General features: G+C 56.2%; 18 protein-coding genes and 1 tRNA gene. 15 read left to right on the forward strand and 4 right to left on the reverse strand.

From position 1 onward, the window contains the following. Window positions 1-2 precede the first annotated feature (2 nt). The gene (locus JMJ95_RS08010; protein WP_367153780.1) at window positions 3-542 is read right to left on the reverse strand and encodes a helix-turn-helix domain-containing protein; all 540 of its coding nucleotides are present in this window, start codon (window positions 540-542) and stop codon (window positions 3-5) included. Between the two features lie 22 nt (window positions 543-564). Here JMJ95_RS08010 and JMJ95_RS08015 point away from each other — a divergent pair, with 22 nt between their 5' ends. Both JMJ95_RS08015 and JMJ95_RS08020 read left to right on the forward strand, forming a co-directional pair. After that, a complete protein-coding gene (locus JMJ95_RS08015) occupies window positions 565-1,452 on the forward strand; it encodes a LysR family transcriptional regulator (RefSeq protein ID WP_290684338.1) in 888 nt (295 codons plus the stop codon). Continuing rightward, window positions 1,442-1,954, forward strand: coding sequence for a YbaK/EbsC family protein (locus JMJ95_RS08020; RefSeq protein WP_290684339.1), 513 nt, complete (start codon window positions 1,442-1,444; stop codon window positions 1,952-1,954). Before JMJ95_RS08015 ends, JMJ95_RS08020 begins: the two co-directional genes overlap by 11 nt. 30 nt (window positions 1,955-1,984) lie before the next feature. On the opposite strand, the gene JMJ95_RS08025 is transcribed toward JMJ95_RS08020, so the two are convergent. The 3 genes from JMJ95_RS08025 to JMJ95_RS08035 form a co-directional block, all read right to left on the reverse strand. After that, window positions 1,985-2,410, reverse strand: coding sequence for a PPC domain-containing DNA-binding protein (locus tag JMJ95_RS08025; RefSeq protein ID WP_290684340.1), 426 nt, complete (start codon window positions 2,408-2,410; stop codon window positions 1,985-1,987). 207 nt (window positions 2,411-2,617) lie between these two features. After that, window positions 2,618-3,613 (reverse strand): asparaginase, encoded by a 996-nt coding sequence (locus tag JMJ95_RS08030; RefSeq protein WP_290684342.1) that lies wholly within the window; start codon window positions 3,611-3,613, stop codon window positions 2,618-2,620. Between the two features lie 191 nt (window positions 3,614-3,804). Then, window positions 3,805-4,461: a lactate utilization protein gene (locus JMJ95_RS08035; protein ID WP_290684343.1), complete on the reverse strand. Its 657-nt coding sequence runs from the start codon at window positions 4,459-4,461 to the stop codon at window positions 3,805-3,807. 232 nt (window positions 4,462-4,693) lie between these two features. Between JMJ95_RS08035 and JMJ95_RS08040 the strand changes: the two genes are divergently transcribed. From JMJ95_RS08040 to JMJ95_RS08100, 13 genes are all read left to right on the forward strand, one after another. Next, window positions 4,694-5,050, forward strand: coding sequence for a sigma factor-like helix-turn-helix DNA-binding protein (locus JMJ95_RS08040; RefSeq protein WP_290684345.1), 357 nt, complete (start codon window positions 4,694-4,696; stop codon window positions 5,048-5,050). Then, a complete protein-coding gene (ffh, locus tag JMJ95_RS08045) occupies window positions 5,031-6,380 on the forward strand; it encodes a signal recognition particle protein (protein WP_290684347.1) in 1,350 nt (449 codons plus the stop codon). Before JMJ95_RS08040 ends, ffh begins: the two co-directional genes overlap by 20 nt. A gap of 81 nt (window positions 6,381-6,461) precedes the next feature. Further along, complete coding sequence (gene rpsP / locus JMJ95_RS08050) at window positions 6,462-6,737, forward strand: 30S ribosomal protein S16 (RefSeq protein WP_290684349.1); 276 nt, start codon at window positions 6,462-6,464, stop codon at window positions 6,735-6,737. Between the two features lie 2 nt (window positions 6,738-6,739). After that, window positions 6,740-6,988 (forward strand): KH domain-containing protein, encoded by a 249-nt coding sequence (locus tag JMJ95_RS08055; RefSeq protein ID WP_290684351.1) that lies wholly within the window; start codon window positions 6,740-6,742, stop codon window positions 6,986-6,988. Then, window positions 6,963-7,499, forward strand: a complete 537-nt coding sequence (gene rimM, locus JMJ95_RS08060) for a ribosome maturation factor RimM (RefSeq protein ID WP_290684353.1) — start codon at window positions 6,963-6,965, stop codon at window positions 7,497-7,499. Before JMJ95_RS08055 ends, rimM begins: the two co-directional genes overlap by 26 nt. A 2-nt stretch (window positions 7,500-7,501) precedes the next feature. Further along, window positions 7,502-8,761 (forward strand): tRNA (guanosine(37)-N1)-methyltransferase TrmD, encoded by a 1,260-nt coding sequence (gene trmD, locus JMJ95_RS08065; protein ID WP_290684355.1) that lies wholly within the window; start codon window positions 7,502-7,504, stop codon window positions 8,759-8,761. A 48-nt stretch (window positions 8,762-8,809) separates the two neighbouring features. Continuing rightward, window positions 8,810-9,157: a 50S ribosomal protein L19 gene (gene rplS / locus JMJ95_RS08070; RefSeq protein ID WP_290684356.1), complete on the forward strand. Its 348-nt coding sequence runs from the start codon at window positions 8,810-8,812 to the stop codon at window positions 9,155-9,157. Window positions 9,158-9,217: 60 nt separating this feature from the next. Beyond that, window positions 9,218-9,304 (forward strand) — tRNA-Leu (locus JMJ95_RS08075). A gap of 575 nt (window positions 9,305-9,879) precedes the next feature. Beyond that, window positions 9,880-12,117 (forward strand): tetratricopeptide repeat protein, encoded by a 2,238-nt coding sequence (locus JMJ95_RS08080; RefSeq protein WP_290684357.1) that lies wholly within the window; start codon window positions 9,880-9,882, stop codon window positions 12,115-12,117. A 468-nt stretch (window positions 12,118-12,585) separates the two neighbouring features. Then, the gene (locus JMJ95_RS08085) at window positions 12,586-13,665 is read left to right on the forward strand and encodes a RelA/SpoT domain-containing protein (protein WP_290684358.1); all 1,080 of its coding nucleotides are present in this window, start codon (window positions 12,586-12,588) and stop codon (window positions 13,663-13,665) included. A 91-nt stretch (window positions 13,666-13,756) separates the two neighbouring features. Then, window positions 13,757-15,529, forward strand: a complete 1,773-nt coding sequence (locus tag JMJ95_RS08090; protein ID WP_290684359.1) for an acetate--CoA ligase family protein — start codon at window positions 13,757-13,759, stop codon at window positions 15,527-15,529. Then, on the forward strand, window positions 15,526-16,125 hold the full coding sequence (gene plsY, locus JMJ95_RS08095) for a glycerol-3-phosphate 1-O-acyltransferase PlsY (protein ID WP_290684361.1): 600 nt from the start codon (window positions 15,526-15,528) through the stop codon (window positions 16,123-16,125). Before JMJ95_RS08090 ends, plsY begins: the two co-directional genes overlap by 4 nt. Before the next feature lie 590 nt (window positions 16,126-16,715). Beyond that, the gene (locus tag JMJ95_RS08100) at window positions 16,716-17,195 is read left to right on the forward strand and encodes a CtsR family transcriptional regulator (protein ID WP_290684363.1); all 480 of its coding nucleotides are present in this window, start codon (window positions 16,716-16,718) and stop codon (window positions 17,193-17,195) included. Window positions 17,196-17,239: the final 44 nt, after the last annotated feature.

Genomic DNA, 17,239 nt, shown 5'->3' on the forward strand with positions numbered 1-17,239 from the left:
GATCAGACGTCGCCGTCCGCCCGGTCCTCTTCTTCCCAGCGCGAGATGGCCGCGTCAATGAGGCTTTGGACGAACTTGAGCTCTCTGGGCTTGAGTTTCTTGCTCCTGTACCAGACCTCCACTTCGGGGCTCACCTGGAGCACTTCCTCAAGCTGGAGCCGTCCGGAAGGAGCTGACGACACCGTTTTCACCAGGTCCTGAACCTCGACGCTGAGGGCTTCCGCCAGGCGGTTCAGAAGTTTCATGGAGGGCATCCTCCTGTTGCTTTCGAGGGCCTGGATGTATATTCTGCTGACTTGCGTTCTGTCCGCAAGGGCCTGCTGAGTGAGGCCAAGGGCCTTACGCAGCGTTCTGATCCTCATTCCGAGGCTCATGGCGATTTCACCTCCGATGGAGTGTTTTCTCAGGATATATATTATTATACCAATGATTACAATTTGCTCAAGAAAAACATTCCGTAAAAAATCATATACCCCCCTTGAACTCCTTTCCCGTTCAGAATATATTAAGGGGGGGAAAGAAACAAAGGTAAAAATGAACATATTTTGTGGGGAGGAATCAGCGTTGGATTTTCGTGAACTTCAGAGTCTCGTGGAAGTAATGGAGAAGGGAAGCATCTCTGCTGCTGCGGCTTCTCTCGGAATTTCCCAGCCTGCCGTGAGCAAGCACATCGCAAAACTCGAGCGGGAAATGGGTGTCAAAATTTTCGCCCGGGGGCAGAAATGCTCCAATCTCACCGTGGAGGGCGAAGTGCTCTACAAATTCGCCCGGAAGACCATTTCCCAGCTCGCGGACATAAAAAGGGACTTCTCCGACATTGCCGACGATGTCTCCGGCATCGTGAGGATCAGCGCAAGCTCCATTCCGGGCGACTTCATCCTTCCCGGCCTTCTCGTGGAATTCCGGAAGCTCTACCCGAATATAGAAGTGGAAGTCCGTATATCCGATTCGAGGGAAGCAATCGAAAAAATGGTGACCAGGGAATCGGATATTTCCGTTACCGGTCACGGGCGTCATGCGTCCGGTTTCAACACCGTTCCCTTCGCCAGGGACGAACTGGTCCTCCTTGTCAGTGAGGATCACCCCTTTGCAGGCAGGGAGAGCGTCACCCTGAGAGATCTCGAGAACATGGATCTTGTGGGAAGGGTGACCGGATCATCCACCTCCCGTATCTGGGAAGATGCCTTCAAGGCTCATATGGGGAAAGGAAAACATGTGTACCTCAAGTTCGGCCATGTGAGCGCCGTGGTGGAGGCTGTGAAGAAAGGCGCCGAGGGAGCGGTCATCTCCCGCCTCGCCGGCTCCGGTGAGATGCAGGGGCTTGTGATGATACCCTTCAAGCCGTCCCTCATGAGAACCTTCTCCATCACCTACGGGACCATGACCACCAAGGCCATGGAAATGCTTCTCGACTTTCTTCTGCGGAGGAAAATGATCGGCGATGACGAATAAAGCCACCGGGGGATCGCCGGAAAGACATCACCCTTCCGGCGATCCCGTGGAAAAAGTGCGGGCCTTTCTCAGGGAAAGAGGATACCCTGATTCCATCACCTTTTCTCACGAAACTATTTTTACCGTAGACGACGCCTCCCGGGCAGTCGGCGCGCCGCCCGCCCATATTCTGAAAAGTCTCGTTCTCCTCGTGGACGAAGCGCCCCTTCTTGCGCTCATGTCGGGAATCAACAAGGTTGATGCCAGAAAAGTCCGCTCCGCGTGCAGCGCGAAAAAAGTCCGGATGGCCGACCCCGAATACGTCTACCGGTGGTCCGGGTTCCAGGTGGGAGGCGTTCCGCCGGTGGGTTACCCGGAGGAAATACCCGCCCTTCTGGACGAGGACCTTTTCCTCTATTCGGTAGTATGGGCCGCAGCAGGAAGCGATCACGCATTCTTCCCCGTTTCACCCGAAGATCTGCTGAAATTGACAGGGGGCAGGAAATGCCCCCTTCGGAAATAAAGAGGAAGGCCCGGAAACGGGCCTTCCTCTTTACAGCCTCTTTTCCGGGGCCAGGGCTTCAAATGCTCCGTCAAAGGCTCTCCCGAGCATTACCGTGGAGAGGGGTTTGAGAAAGACCTCAGCATTGTTAAAGACGATGGCTTGCAGGATATGCCCTGAAATCGCCCCGTGGTCCGGTTTGTTGAAGACTCCGTGCAGGTGGGGGTAGAGCCCCCCTCCACGGTAACTGATGTTGCCGCTGAGAGCTGCCAGTTCCATGATGTCCTTCACGGTCTCCGTATTGTAGTCCCTCCCGTTGTACCACCCGAAGGTAACGAAGGAAACCATCCCGGCGGCGCTGAGGATTACCGCGGAATCCACGTCGCACGCCCCGCATGCGTGGACGATGGAGTCTCCGATATCGTCCCCTTCAGAAAGGCGCAGCGCTATTATTTCGTCAGTGGCGGCATATTTCACAGCCCATTCCCCCTTTCTTTCCCTTGACGGCGAAAAGCTGCTTCGCACCCTTGAAACACGGAATATTACAAATATATTTTACCACTTAAATGACACGCTTCCAGCCGGTTTTGCGAGAAAAAAGATGAGAAATGCAGTGAGGAAACGTTCCGGACGCGCCCCGGAAAAAGTCCCCTCCAGCAGACCAGTGGAACAAAACGACAGGGTCTACACTTCCAGGAGATAGGCCTGGAGTTCCTGGCGGGAAAGACCCGCACCAAGGGCGACGGCGAGTCTCAGCCGTGCCTGCAGGGGTCTCAGTCCTCCTCCGTCGAACACTCCGATCTCGAGGAGCCTGGCCATGTTTCCCTCGAAGGTATAGGGCATTCCCCTTGTATGGCCCTGGGGGCACCGGGAAGTAATCACCACCGGGATATCATCTTTCACAAGTTTCTTGATGTGGGGGATCCAGGAGGGAGGGACATTTCCGCTTCCGAATCCGGCGATGACCAGTCCGTCAAGCTCTCTTTTCTCGTCTGAGGCGAGAAATTCAAGCATTTTGTCATTTGAGCCGAGGGAAGCGAAAAGGAGTTCCACGTCCCGTGCGGGGCTTCCATTTCCTTCCAGGATCTTGGCGCGGCGTTTCTGTCTCAGTATGTCAACCCTGTCGCCGATAAATTGGGCCACCGGCCCCCTGTCAGGAGCGGAAAAGGAATTTCTCCGCTGGCTGGCGATCTCCGTCATTTCCGATGCGGCGAAAAGCTGGTCCTGAAGACAGACGAGAACTCCCACGCCCCAGCATTCCTTCGAAAACGAGGCAAGGACGGACTGGTACAGGTTGATTGAGGCGTCGGATCCCCTGCTGTCGGATGGAAGGGTCGCGGCGGTGAAGACGACCGGCTGAGGATAAGCCCAGTAGAGATCGGTCAGGTAGGCCATTTCTTCCAGGGTGTCGCTGCCGCATGTGACCACGATGCCGTCGGCTCCCTCGACTACTGTTTTCGAAAGGATCTGGACCAGGTCCGATGTCATGCGGATTGTATAATGGCTGCTCGGCTGCCGGCTCCAGTCAACCACGAAAATCTTGTCCGCCAGTTCCTGGGGGAGCCAGGAAAGCATTTCTTCGGCGGTGACCGTCGGCTGGTATGAGTTCGTCCGGGGGTTGTATTTCATGCCGATCTGCCCGCCTGCGAGAACAAGCGCAGTCTTTTCCCGATTGGACATTTTGTTTCCTCCTCCCCGCACTTTACTGTCGGGGCAAGTTTACACTACACGGCTGCAAAAAGCACATATGCCCGAACCTAAAAACTAAATCCGCAGGCAGCCGGAGGGGCGAATTTACCTTGTGTCCGGGGACACACTCCCTCTGTCAGGAAAAGCTGCGGATTTAGGGGAAGGCCGGGGGCTCCGGGAAATCAGAAGCCGAGATCTTCACCCACGAGGATGACATGTGTCTTTCTGCCGCCCGTAGCCCGTTCGAGAATGAGAAGAGCTTTACATACCCTTTCTTCCGAAGAGCAGTTCACACAGTGACCTGTTTTTGTGCATGGGGGTTCCAGACCGAGCCGGAGAGCGTTGGGGGGAGTCGCGGCGTTCCTTGTACGGGAAATGGCCCCGTCCAGATCAGCGGTTACCTTGTTCATACCTATGACAAAGATGAGGGTGTTTTTCCCCCAGGCCATGCCGCTTACCCTGTTCCCGTTTCCGTCGATGTTTACGAGCATGCCGTCTTTCGTAACGGCGTTGGAGCTTGTCAGGAAGAAATCCGCAAGAAGTTCGTCCTGGAGTTTTTGGAGCCTTTCTTCTCCGGAAAGGGAAGGATCCCAGTGGTGGATGACGGTGCATCCCCTTTGGGTGAGGGCTTCCATGGCCCCTATTTCCCTTATGGTGACGCTCCCCGGAACTCCAACGGAGGCGCCTGCAGGGATCAACTTCAGTACTTCGGCCAAGGCCTCTTCAGCCGAATCCACGTAGACCGCTTCAAACCCCTTAGCCGCAAGATTTGCGGCTACAGTGAGACCCAGCGCTCTCCAGTGTTTTTTCCGGGCCGCGTCAAAAGGACTTTCGTTCATCGTTCTTCCTCCTTGGGTGCCGTTTATCGTATTCTACGTATGATGACAAGAAACGGTTCCTTTGTCCATCCCCCTGTTTGACCCTAAATCCGCACCCCGGCGGGGAGCGTCACGGGGACCGCTTGGGCCGGGGGTGCGGATTTAGGGTTGACTGAAAGGTGGTGTAAAGAATATTTTCTTGACAGTCTGCGGAGAGCCGTCTATAATTCCTCTGTTTCGGGGAGGTGCCGTTTTGGCAAAGGAAGATCTGATCCTGTCGAGAAGGCTTTTCGTCAACCAGTTGTACGACCTTTACAGCCCCCTGCTGACGGAAAAGCAGAGAGAAGCCTGGGAGCTTCACGAGTTCTCCGACCTTTCCCTTTCAGAAACTGCCGAAAAACTCGGAGCCAGCAGGCAGGCCGTTCATGATCTCATTTCCAGGAGCCGGGAAAAACTGGAGGAACTTGAAACGCTCCTGGGGTTTCACCGGAGAGAAGAGGGGCTGGAGGAAGAAATCCGCTCGCTCCGCAGGGCCCTCGAAGAAAACGGGGGAAGCACCGGAACAAATTCACGACCGGAGGAAGACCGCGATGTTCGACGCACTTCGTGAACGCCTGGAAGGCGTTTTCGCCAAACTGAAGAGCCGGGGCAAACTTTCCGAATCCGACGTTGACAGCGCTCTCAGGGAGGTCCGCAGGGGTCTTCTCGAGGCCGACGTGGATTACAAAGTCGTAAAAAACCTTGTGGAAGCCATAAAAATCAGGGCACTGGGCAAGGATGTTCTTGATTCCATAACCCCAGGCCAGCAGGTTACGGCCATAGTCTACGAGGAGCTTTCGGCGCTCATGGGCGCCGAACCGGTTCCTTTGGCCATTTCTCCAAGGCCGCCGTCGGTTTACCTCATGGTCGGACTTCAGGGCGGAGGAAAAACTACCACCACGGTGAAAATAGCAAAGAAACTTTCTTCCGGGCATAAGCCCCTCGTGGTTGCATGCGACCTCAGAAGGCCGGCCGCCGTGGAACAGCTCAGGATTCTTGCCGAGCAGTCGAAGATAGGCTTTTTCGGCCCGGCGGCGGGAGAGTCGGATGTTCTTTCCGTCGTCCGGGAAGCGGTCTCGTTCGCCTCGGAAAGGCTGTATGACGTAATTCTCCTTGACACTGCCGGGCGGCTTCACGCCGACGAAGAGCTCATGGAGGAGCTGGCGGCGATGAAACGGCAGCTGCCTCCCACGGAAGTTCTTCTCGTGGTGGATGCCATGACAGGCCAGGAAGCGGTGAAGGTAGCTTCGGCGTTCCATGAAAAGCTCAGCCTCACCGGAGTGGTCCTTTCCAAGCTTGACGGTGATGCCCGCGGAGGTGCCGCCCTTGCCATCAGGCAGGTCACCGGTGTTCCGATCAAGCTCGCCGGCGTTGGGGAAGGAACTGATGCCCTGGAGGTGTTCGATGCCAGGCGCATGGCCCAGAGGATCATGGGTATGGGCGATGTTATGGGGCTCGCCGAGAAGATAAGGGAAATGGCCGATTCCGGAGGGGCGGAAAAGATCGCCGAAAGCCTGAAGCAAAAGAAGTTCACCCTGGAGGATCTTCTCCTCCAGTTCGAGCAGATAGAAAAAATGGGCCCCCTCGACAAGGTAATGGAGATGATCCCCGGTTTCAGCAAGATGAAGGGGATGGGGAGCGACGACCTCGACACGAAAAGGCTGAAGCAGTCGAAGGCCGTCATCCAGTCCATGACACGGGAGGAGCGGCGGAACCCGGCCGTGATCAAGGGTAGCAGGCGGCGGCGTATAGCCCAGGGTTCCGGTACTTCGGTCCAGATGGTGAACCAGCTTCTTGCTCAGTACGAGCAGATGCGGAAACTCTGGAAACAGTTCGGAAAGCAGGGCGGCAAAGGATTTCGTCTCCCGAAGGGGCTTTTCGGAGGCGGAGGATTCAGGTAGGGAGCGTCCGGTCACGGACCGCCGGGAGAGAAAAGCGGCTCCCAGGTGTGATCCGGTAATCTTTTAGGAGGTGTATGGTATATGGCAGTACGAATTCGCCTTGCCCGTCATGGACGGAAGAAGGCCCCGTTTTACCGTTTGGTTGTTGCGGATTCCCGCTCTCCCAGGGATGGAAGGTTCATTGAGCTTCTCGGCACCTATGACCCCATGGTGGAACCAGCGAAAATCACCGTCAATGAAGAAAGGGCCGTTTACTGGCTGACAGTCGGAGCGACCGCTTCCGATACGGCCAGAGGTCTGCTCAAGAAGTCGGGCGTCTGGGAGAAATTCGAGGCGGGCAAGAAGCAGGCCGAATAGTCATGCCCGACTACAGGGAGCTCGTCGAATTCATCGTCAGGCGTCTCGTGACGGATCCGGACAGTGTCCGGGTTGAAGACGAGACTGACGACCGGGGAGTAACGGCGGTTACGATTCACGTCGCCCCAGATGACGTGGGCCGTGTGATCGGGAAACGCGGTGCGACGATCAACGCCGTCCGCCTTCTTGCGAAGGCGGCCGCGGTGAAGGTTAACGACCGGGTGGATGTGGACATCGTTGAGGACGAATAGGATTCTGATCGGACGCGTCGTGGGAGCGCAGGGTCTGCGTGGCGAGCTCAAAATCCATGCACTGACCGACAACCCCGCGCGATTTGCCGATATGGACACGCTCAGGCTGTATGGGAGCGACGGAACGCTCCGGTCGGAACTGACCCTTCTTTCTGTCCGGTTTCTTGACAGCAAGGGAATCGTTGTTGCCGGGACAAAAGAAGTAAAAGACAGGAACGGAGCGGAGGCTCTTGTCGGGACAACCGTGGAGATCTTGCCCGAGGAACGCTATCCTCTCGAGGAAGGAGCTTTCTGGGTAGACGATCTACTAGGGATGACGGTGGTGAACCATTCCACCGGCGACGTTCTGGGGACAGTTTCCGACGTGGTTCCGGCGGGAGAAAACGACCTGTACACAGTGCGGGACGAAACGGGAACCGATCATTTCATACCTGCGGTAAAAGAATTCATCGCGGGAGTGGACCTTGAAAAAAGAGAAATGAGGATTTCACTCATCGAGGGGCTCTGGTAATCGTGAACGTAACCATTGTCACCGCTTTTCCCGGTTTTTTTCGTGACTTTCTTTCCGAAAGCATGATCGGGAGGGCGATCCGGAACGGCCTTATCCGAGTTGACGTGGTGGACCTGCGGGATTTCGGCGCTGGAAACTACAGGCAGGTGGACGACTACGCCTTCGGAGGCGGTGGTGGAATGGTCCTTCTGCCGGAGGTCCTCGAAAAGGCCCTTGATTCGATCGAGACAGCGAAAGGCCCTGCTTACGTGGTCTGTCCGGGGCCCCAGGGCGACCTCCTGTCCCAGGAGATCGTCGAGACTCTCGCTGCAAGGGATCACGTGGTGATCATCTGCGGTCATTACGAGGGGCTCGATGAGCGGTTTATGGAAAAACGGGTGGACCGGGAAATTTCCATGGGGGACTTTGTCCTTACCGGAGGAGAGATTCCTGCCATGGCCGTCATCGATGCCATGGCGCGGCTTGTACCCGGAGTAATCGGGAAAGAGTCGGCGGTGGTGGAGGACTCTTTTTTCAGGGGGATGCTCGATCATCCTCACTACACCCGCCCCTCCGAATGGGAGGGAATACCCGTCCCGGATGTGCTTCTTTCCGGACATGCCGCAGAGATTGAGAACTGGCGCAGGAGTGAAGCTGTACGAAGAACCCTGTCGAGGAGGCCTGACCTCATAGGGAGGGCCAATATACGACCCTACCTGCCCAAAGGAATGTATGCCGCCCTGGTGCATTTTCCGGTTCTTGACAGAAAAGGCGAAAAAACGACGGCGGCGGTCACCGGACTTGATCTTTCGGACATTGGACGGTCGTGCAGAACCTACGGGCTTGACGGGTTTCTTGTGACGACACCGCTGCAGAGCCAGAGGGAGCTTGTGAAGACCATGGCCGCGCACTGGATCGGCGGTGCCGGAGGAGAGGTCAATCCCGACAGAAAAGAGGCCTTCAGCACAATCAAAATTTTCCCTTCTCTCGACAGGGCGACGGAATGGGTAACCAGGCGGGAAAAAGAGCCGCCCCTTTTCATAGGAACCACCGCCCGGACGAGGGAAGGCGGTTTTCACTGGCTCGAAGCCAAAAGAAGAATTCTTCGGGAAAGAAAACCGGTGGTTTTTGTCTTCGGAACGGGGTCGGGACTCCACGAAGAGGTGCTCGGCCGGTGTCACATGGTGCTGCAGCCTCTTTCAGGAGGATTCGGCGATTACAACCATCTTTCGGTCAGGACTGCCGTGGGAGTTGTTCTGGACCGTTTTTTCGGATGGCGTTGAAAAAGTTGGAAAATGAAGAGTGAAACGGACGCAAGGAGGGCTTATACAATGGACGTAATCAGTCTTGTGGAAAAGAAGTATCTGAGGAGCGACGTCCCCGATTTCCGTTCGGGAGACACCGTTCGGGTTCACGTGAAGGTTAAGGAAGGTACGAGGGAACGTATCCAGGTGTTCGAGGGCGTGGTCATCGCAAGGAAACACGGGGGGCTCAGCGAGACCTTTACCGTGAGGAAGGTTTCAAGCGGCGTGGGCGTGGAGAGGGTTTTCCCCCTGCACTGCCCTTCCATCAGCCGGATCGAAGTGAAGCGGCTGGGCAAAGTCCGCCGGGCCAAACTCTACTACCTCAGGAAGAGAAGCGGAAAATCCGCCAGGATCAAGGAGAGAAGAGAATTTTAGTTTTCTTCTATTGAGTCTATTGACTCTCTTGAAAAGGGCGATTATAATATCCGTCGTTGCGCGGGGGTGGCGGAACAGGTAGACGCGCAAGGCTAAGGACCTTGTGGCCGCAAGGCTGTGGGAGTTCGAGTCTCCCCCTCCGCACCATTTTAATTATAAAAGAAGCCTTTCTCTTAAAAGAGAAAGGCTTCTTTTATATATTTCTTTTCACTGTTGTTTTTCCTCCCTCCTTCCACAGGTTGCCTAGAAAATCTCCTTCTGACCCAATGCAACGAGTTGATCGGCGGGATTCTTACCTCCCTCCTGCCTTTGGGGAGACGTTTATGAATCCGGGACGGGAAAATCAGCTTGCAATAAGAGCTTCAATCGGGTAAACAACAGGAAGGCTGAGCGAAACCGCGCATTGGAAGCCGCTTTGATTGCATCGTATGAATATTTGACATTCACAGGGAGGAGGGGGGATATTGGAGTTAAGCGCCGCATGCTGAGCGCGGCGCGGATGGACCTCCCTTTCATTACGACAAATCAGCCTTCCTTGGGGTAAGAACGGGTACGAGAAGGTGGGTTTTCGACATGGGGGTAATGTCCGGATAAAAGGGCTGCCCCCCTTTGCGGGAGCTACATCGAAAACAACCCGTGGAATGATGTCTTCTCCGGGACTGGCCCGGAAATCGTTTTTTTAGTACACTTATAAAAATTCCGGTTTACCAAGGGGTGGGGCAATGGACAGGAACCTGGAAAACTGGTTGAGGGGAAAGCCGGATCAGCCGGAAGATGCGGGGAATCCGTCTTCAAGGAAAATGCAGCGCGATGTGGCGGCCCTTCTGGGGCTTCCCGTTGCGGTGTACGGTGCCGGACCTTCGGGAAAAGACGAATCTTCCCCTGACGCAGCTCCGACGGAACGCCCGTATTCCGAAACTGAATCCGCGGCTCCTCCGGAAGCAGGAAGTGTCCCTTCCTCCCGGGAAGAAGCTGAAGACGGTGTTCGTTCCCTCGAGCCGGACGAAGCGGAAAGGGCCGAAGGGGTTTACGGGGAAAACGGGCAGGATGAATCTCGGAGCCAGGGAGAGGATTTGCCTTTTCTGCCGGAAGAATCTGTGCTTCCCGGGAAGGAAGAGTTTTCTGCTCCCCTTGTTTCATCCCTTGAAAGGGAATCACCGGGAACAACGGGCAGGAAAAAAAGAAGGGCCGCCGTCGGCATGGCGGCCACGGCTGCGGCTGTGGTCGTTGGAGCTTATTTTCTTTTCGGCGGGGAAAGCACGAGAGATCTGATCCTGAAAGGCCGGGAGCATTCCAAAGGGGGGGACTACGTACAGGCTCTCGCTTACTACAAACGGGCGGCGAAAAAAAATCCCCTGGAGTTCGACGCTCTCCTCGGCATAGCCGAAGCCCTCGAGCGGCTTGACCGGAAGGGCGAGGCTGTAGACGCCTACTACCGCTGTCTTCAGGTAGCTCCTGAGGACCCCTTGGTGCACGCAAGGCTCGGTTTCCTTTTTTTTGCCATGTCCTCCTATGACAATGCAATCCGCTCCTTCCAGGAAAGCGTGAACTTCGACCCTTCCGATGCGCGGGTATTTGCAGGCATGGGCAGAGCATACGAGGCGAAGGGCGATTTTGTCCAGGCCGTTTCAGCCTTCAAAAAGGCTCTGGATCTGGAGAGCTCTTCGGAAGAATATCGTTCCGATCTTGAACGGGCGGAGAGGGCCCTGTCAGTTCAGAACGAAGAAGCGGAAAAACTGGAACGGGAAATTGCTGCCAGGGAAAGGGTTCTTCTCGGGCGGGCCGCCCTCGGACTCGGAGATCTTGAAGAGAGCCGGAACAGGTTCCTTCAGGCTCTTGACCTCGTCCCCGACGACCATGACGCCCTGATGGGGCTCGGTGATGCAAAAAAAGCAGCCGGCGACATGGAAGGAGCGGCCTCTTATTACAGGATGGTTCTCAAATTTCATCCCGCTTCGGCCATTGCTGCGGAAGCCCTGGCCGAAGCGGAAAAGGCCCTCTCGGCTGCTGTGCCGGATGGGAAGCCGAATGAAGGGAACGTAAAAGGAGGATCCACCGAAACGAAGCATAATGTTCCTGCGGCCCACGCCGCAGGAAAAGAGCCTCCTCGAGCAAAGAAGGAGCCGAAGAGCGGAACGACAGCGCCAAAAACTTCCCATCCTTCAGCGGTGCAGCAAAAAAAGCCTGCCCCCACACTACGCCCCAGCCGGAAGGGACAGCCCCAGGCAGAACGGGTCAGGCCGGAGGGGCGGGGGTCCGGGGCTGGTACCGGTCGGGTTGCCGCAGATTACCCCCCGTTGACCCCCCGCAGTTACGGGAAAGAATTTACCGGCAGGGAGAAGTCCCTTTGGGCTCCTGCTTCGGTGAGCCCCGCTGCAGGAGAATCTCCTGATGCTCTTTGGGGGAAGGGGATGGAACAGCTCAGACGGGGCAATTATTCATCCGCTTTTTCTCTTTTCTGGAAGAGAATGCTCCTCCCGTCCTCCCTGGTTTCCGGGGCTTCCGCTGAGAGTTCCCGGATTTTCGGCGGCGTGCCGTTCAGCGAACGCCGCTGGAGGGATATCACTCCCGTGGAGGAAGGCCCCCTGGCGGGGAACATCCCCAATTCCATCCCTCTTCCCGGAACGGGGGGGATGTCGCCCGGATGGGCTGCCGCAAAGGCTCCCCTCATGGAAGCCGTGGCTCTTAACCCCGAAGAGGGGGGCGTTTACCTCAACCTTGCCATGAGTTACATTCTCAGAAGAAAGGAGGAGGGGCGGGCGGTTGTTTTCCGGGATCGGGACGAAGAAGAGCAGGCCGTCTACTTTTCACTTCTTGCTCATGCCTGGCTCCGTAACGGAGAGAGGGACAAGGCGGCCCTTTTTCTGAACGCCGCTAAGAGGCGGGCGAGGGGTGAACTTCTTTCCCATGTTCTTTCCCTGGAACGGTTTTTTCTCGGTAAAGAAAAACTGGGGACCTGACATTGACGGGATCCGATTCCCCTAAATCCGCAGCTTTTCCAGGCGGAGGGGGTGTCGCCGGGGATGATGTGAATTCGCCCGGCCTGGGGTGAAGAAATCACGCTCTTCGCTGCCTGCGAATGTAGGTTTCCCCTAAATCCGCAGGTTTTTCAGGCAGAGGGAGTGTCGCCGGGCACAGTGCCCGGGCCGAGAAACCGACACGGATGTCGGTTTCAGGTGCAGTTGTCAAGGACGACAATCTGCACCCCCCGCCCAAGCGAGCACCGGTGACGCTCCCGCTGAGGTGCGGATTTAGGTTTCCCGACAGGGCTTTTCAATGGAGTTGTCTTACTATATACTTGCCGATGGATTGTGTATTCAGGGGAATCTCCCGCAGGCGGCCTGTCGTTCGTTCAAGGGGCTTTAACCGGCTGAATGCCGGGTTTTGCGGGCCGGCAGCACTTTATAATTATGGGCGGTGATGAAGTGATGAACGGATCGAGAACTGACGAATGGGGAAGGAAGTACATGGAAAAGTACTCTCTCTATGAAGAGTTCGCCGGGAGGATCAGCAACCTTCTTCAGAACCTCGTCGAGGGAGAGAACATCGAAGTGTACGGCGTCTTCGGAAGGGCGAAGACCCCGGAGGAGTTTCTCAGGACCGCCGGGACGCTTCCGACGGCGGAACAGTCGGTTCTTGCCGACATCGCGGACTTATGCACCGTGAAAATTCTCGTCAATTTCCCCGACGATGTGGAAAAAGTGGAGGGCATTGTCCGGAAGGAATTCCTGGCGGACATGTCCCGTTCCGTTCCCCTTGCCGGCCTGGATTCACCCGACCGGTACGGCTACCCCGCGGTATCCTACGTTCTTTCCCTGAGCAGGGAGCGGGGAGCCTTGAGGGAATGGGCGAAGTACAGGGACCTGCCCTTCACCCTCGAGATTCGAACCGTACTCCAGGAAGTCTGGGCCGCGAACGCTCCGAAAGTATCCCTGCCAACCGATACGGCAACGAAGAAAAAGATGCAGAGGAAGCTTCTACGCCTGAGCGCGCTGCTTGAAGAAGCCGACGAAGGATTCCTCTCTCTCTGGGAAGCGGCAAGGGAAGCTGCAGTGCCTGTCACCGCTTCCTCTTCCCCTGAACCGGATCCTGACCGGCGGAAGGTTTTCGATAGGACAATGCTGAAGCAGTACTTCGAGGAACGGGCCGATGTACTGCGAAGATGGACGGATGCAGCGGTGGAAACCGGTTTTCCTCCCTTTGCGCCTTCCCAGGAGTATCTGGAGACAAGCCTTTCCTACCTCTGGGACATTCTGAGAGCCGCCGAAATAGACAGCTTGGAAGATCTGGACGAATTCCTCCGATCCCTAGAGGAGGAAGGCCGGGGAGAAGAGCAGATTTCCACGATCTACAAGGCCTTCGAAAAGGAGGCGTCCGCCTGGAAAGTGGACGGGTATTCCGCCCTTTTCCTTCTCGTTCTGAACCTGAAATGGGATATTCTGCAGCAGAAGGACCTTGTTGAGCTGAACATAAAGAAGGGCTCAGACAGGATCAAGGGAGTATCCTGATTTTTCACTGCGGCGGTGTCTGCGTTACTGGGGGAGGGCCGAATATGCTCTCCCCTTTTTTGATACCCTGCGGAAAAAGGGGGAGTGGAGGATGCTGAAAAATGACAGGCTGCCCGGAATGGGGAAAACACTCCTGATCGGAGATGACATGGAGATTTTTTCCCCGACTCTGCCCGGTGTCGAACCGGTTTCCTCAATACTGGAAGAAGATTCCCCCCAGACAGTTCTTATCGGGGAAAAAGACCGATCCCGGGGCAGAGAAGTCCTTGGAGACTGCATTTCAAGAAAAATCCCCTTTATCGTGCTTGGAAGAGGGTGGTCCCGGGATGTGCCCGCTTCCCTGCGAAGCCTTGCAAAAAAGACAGGCTCGAAGATCATCGGCCCGGGGAGCGGGGGGCTGATCACTCCGTTCCTTTCAGGAAACGATCGGGGAAAAACTGCCCTTCTCGCCGAGGGAAAGGGGCTTTTCCTGAGGACTGCAAGGGAATCGGAAATCCGGTCCATTCCCCTGCGCTACGGTTTCTCCTTCGGGGAGCGGAGCGATCTTTCTCCCGTGGAGGCCGCATGGAGTATCCTTGAACTCGATGAAAAGGTCCGTTTTTTTGCTTTTATCCTGGAACGGCTCCGTAAAGGGCGGGAACTTCTCGAGTTCGCCGCAGAGGCTGCCAGGCAGGGAAAATGTGTCGGACTGCTCGAATTCGATCCTGTCCCCGGCGACGACAGGGTGAAGGACTCCGCGCTCCGCCAGTTCGGAGTTGTTTCCTTGCAGGAACCCTCCCACATCGTGGATGGCGCGGCCGCCTTTCTGACGGCAGATGCCGAGGGGCTCAGGGGCATATTCATCGAAGCGGGGCAGGGTGAAATGGCACGGCTTGTCCGAAATGAAGCTGTCAGGAGGGGCATACCCCTCCTCGATGCGGACGACGGAACATCTATCGTGCTGAAAGTGGTCAGGAACGACGAGCATTCGTCCGCTGGCCGGACATCGGCGAATAGTGTGCAGGATGGAGAGCGCCCCTGTCTTCTGGCGTCTTCCCTGTCCTTTCCCTCTGCGGAGTTCCTGGCCGGTGCGGCGAAAGCGGGAAATCCCTTTATCCCGGGCATAGGGAGATGTCTGGATGCCGTAGCCTTCACCATCTCCGCTGGAGGGACCCGCCCTCCGGCCCATGCTGAAAAGGCGGCCCCGTCCGGGTGCCCAATCCATCCCTGGCCGACTGAATACGATGCGAAAGTCCTTCTCGGCGCCTTCGGCATCCCCGTGGCGCGGGAACGGCTCTGCCGTTCCTTCAGGGAAGCCGCAGAGGCGGCCGAAGCAATCGGGTACCCCGTGGCCCTCAAGGTCATGTCGCCGAATATCCTTCACAAAACGGAAGCACGGGTCGTCGCCCTCAATATTCAGGACCGGGAAGAGCTGCGGAATGCCTACGGCAGAACCCTGGAAAAGGCAAGGGTGGCCGATCCCCGGGCAAGAATCCGGGGAGTTCTGGTGCAGGAAATGATCAGGGGAGGAACCGAATGGAGGTTGGAATTCCGGAGGGATCCTCGGTTCGGTCCCGTAGTGGAAACGGGAATCAGCGGCGTATATACGGAGATTCTCCCTGACGGAGTAATCCGGATGGCTCCTTTCGACGAGGAGGAGGCCCTGAAAATGATCCGGGAATCAAAGGGGTACCCGCTGCTGCTCGAAGGGTGGCGAAGGGAGCGTCTTGATATCGAGGCCTTTGCCTCCGCTCTCTCGGCCTTTTCGAGACTTGCCTTCTGTGAGAGGGAAGTGGCGCGGCTTGACGTCAACCCTCTGTTTGTAAACAGAAAAGGCGTCCTTGTGGTGGATGCCTTCATAGAAAAGAAAGGAAGGAAAAGATGAACTCCCTGCTCTGGATTCTCTTCGGCTATCTCGCAGGCTCCTTTCCCACGGGCTATCTTGCGGCCCGGGCGGTCAAGGGAGTGGACATACGGACCTTCGGTTCGGGAAACGTGGGCGCCACAAACGTGGGGCGGCTCATGGGGAAAAAATGGGCGGTGGCGGTGACTGTTGTCGACATGATCAAGGCCTCCGTAGGCATTCTGTGTGCCCGGGCCGCCGGCGTGGCTGATCCCTGGACCATTGCCTTTACAGGGTTTGCAGGGGTTTGCGGTCACAACTTCCCGCTCTGGCTCGGTTTCCGGGGAGGGAAGGGTGTCGCTTCCACCTACGGCGTTGTTTTTTTTCTCCACCCCCCCCTCTCCTTTTTCCTCGCTCCCGCCGGGGGAGTCATCTGGTTCGCCCTGCTGAAACTGAAAGGATATGTTTCTCTTGCCTCCCTTATCTCTCTCTGGTGCCTTCCCCTCATCGCAGCTGTTCTTTCCTTCCCCTTCCCTTATATCTTCCTGCTCACGCTCCTGGCGGTCCTTTCAACCGTCCGGCACAGGGAGAATATCCGCCGTCTTTTTGAAGGAAAGGAGAACAGCTTCAAAAAATAGGAATTTCGTGCCGGGCGTGCCGGGCGTGTCGTGGCGGGAGTCCTCGCCTAAGTCCACGGTTTTCAGGCAGGGGGAGTGTCGCCGATACCCGCTGCCTGCGGATTTAGAGCGGGGTGGGTTGAAATCGGAAAAGTGTGACAGTCTGTTTATCGTAGTGTATCATTGAGAAAAGATGATGATGTTGCGAATTTCCGAGGCTTGAAATTATGTTCATGGATTCTTCGGTTCGCTTGACGGTGTGCTTGTCTCCGCCGTGAATCTTCTGAACGAGTATCAGGGGGAAAAGAAACGCACCGGAAAGGCCTTTCCCGCCCCTTCGGTCTTCCGCTCCTTTTTTGACCGACGCGGAAAGTACGGAGGGGGAGGTTACAGTCGATAGGGACGCCACGATCATTCCTGTGGATAAGAACGGGTACGAGAAGATGGTTTTTTTCGACGTCGGAGGTAATGTCCGGAGAAAAAGGGCTGACCCCCCTCGCGGGAATTCATCGAAAACAACCTGTGGAATGAGGAAAATTTATCAAGTTGACTAATACTGACCAATGGCGTAGAATAATCATCGGAAATTGTTGCATCTGGAGGGAAGTGCCGTGGCGAGTCTGACGAGAGTTATTGAAAACTACATCAACAATCTTTTTACCGAGATGGACGAACAGGCGGTGTCGCTCCGGAGAAAAGAGTTGGCGGAGATCTTCGGGTGCGTACCAAGTCAGATAAATTACGTCCTCAGAAGCCGCTTCACCCCTGAGCGGGGGTATATAGTGGAAAGCCAGAGAGGCGGCCATGGTTATATTCGTATATTCCGCCTCCGATACGACATTCCGGAGGAAAAAATCAACCACATCGAAGAAATCATCGGGGATGCCATTACAGGACAGGAAGCAAAACGGCTTCTCACTTCACTTCAGGAACGGGGATTGATCGGTTCCCGGGAACGCATCCTGATCGAGGTGGCCCTTCGTTATGTCGAAGAGCTCGGCAGCACGGAATTCGATGTGTCGCCCTACAAACGGAACGCCATACAGGCGGAGCTTCTGAAGAGAATGCTCCGGAGCTTGGCTCTGGCATGAGCCGAAGGAGAAACTCCCTGACGGGAAAAGAAAAAGGGATGATC

Source organism: Aminivibrio sp. (genome assembly GCF_016756745.1).
In the GTDB taxonomy this organism is placed as follows: domain Bacteria; phylum Synergistota; class Synergistia; order Synergistales; family Aminobacteriaceae; genus Aminivibrio.

Excerpts from the sequence above, each read along its gene's own strand:
- JMJ95_RS08010 (WP_367153780.1), bottom strand. The coding sequence starts at position 542 with ATGTTCATTTTTACCTTTGTTTCTTTCCCCCCCTTAATATATTCTGAA.
- JMJ95_RS08020 (WP_290684339.1), top strand. The coding sequence starts at position 1,442 with ATGACGAATAAAGCCACCGGGGGATCGCCGGAAAGACATCACCCTTCC.
- JMJ95_RS08030 (WP_290684342.1), bottom strand. The coding sequence starts at position 3,613 with ATGTCCAATCGGGAAAAGACTGCGCTTGTTCTCGCAGGCGGGCAGATC.
- JMJ95_RS08035 (WP_290684343.1), bottom strand. The coding sequence starts at position 4,461 with ATGAACGAAAGTCCTTTTGACGCGGCCCGGAAAAAACACTGGAGAGCG.
- ffh (WP_290684347.1), top strand. The coding sequence starts at position 5,031 with ATGTTCGACGCACTTCGTGAACGCCTGGAAGGCGTTTTCGCCAAACTG.
- rpsP (WP_290684349.1), top strand. The coding sequence starts at position 6,462 with ATGGCAGTACGAATTCGCCTTGCCCGTCATGGACGGAAGAAGGCCCCG.
- JMJ95_RS08055 (WP_290684351.1), top strand. The coding sequence starts at position 6,740 with ATGCCCGACTACAGGGAGCTCGTCGAATTCATCGTCAGGCGTCTCGTG.
- rimM (WP_290684353.1), top strand. The coding sequence starts at position 6,963 with ATGTGGACATCGTTGAGGACGAATAGGATTCTGATCGGACGCGTCGTG.
- rplS (WP_290684356.1), top strand. The coding sequence starts at position 8,810 with ATGGACGTAATCAGTCTTGTGGAAAAGAAGTATCTGAGGAGCGACGTC.
- JMJ95_RS08080 (WP_290684357.1), top strand. The coding sequence starts at position 9,880 with ATGGACAGGAACCTGGAAAACTGGTTGAGGGGAAAGCCGGATCAGCCG.
- JMJ95_RS08085 (WP_290684358.1), top strand. The coding sequence starts at position 12,586 with ATGAACGGATCGAGAACTGACGAATGGGGAAGGAAGTACATGGAAAAG.
- JMJ95_RS08090 (WP_290684359.1), top strand. The coding sequence starts at position 13,757 with ATGCTGAAAAATGACAGGCTGCCCGGAATGGGGAAAACACTCCTGATC.
- plsY (WP_290684361.1), top strand. The coding sequence starts at position 15,526 with ATGAACTCCCTGCTCTGGATTCTCTTCGGCTATCTCGCAGGCTCCTTT.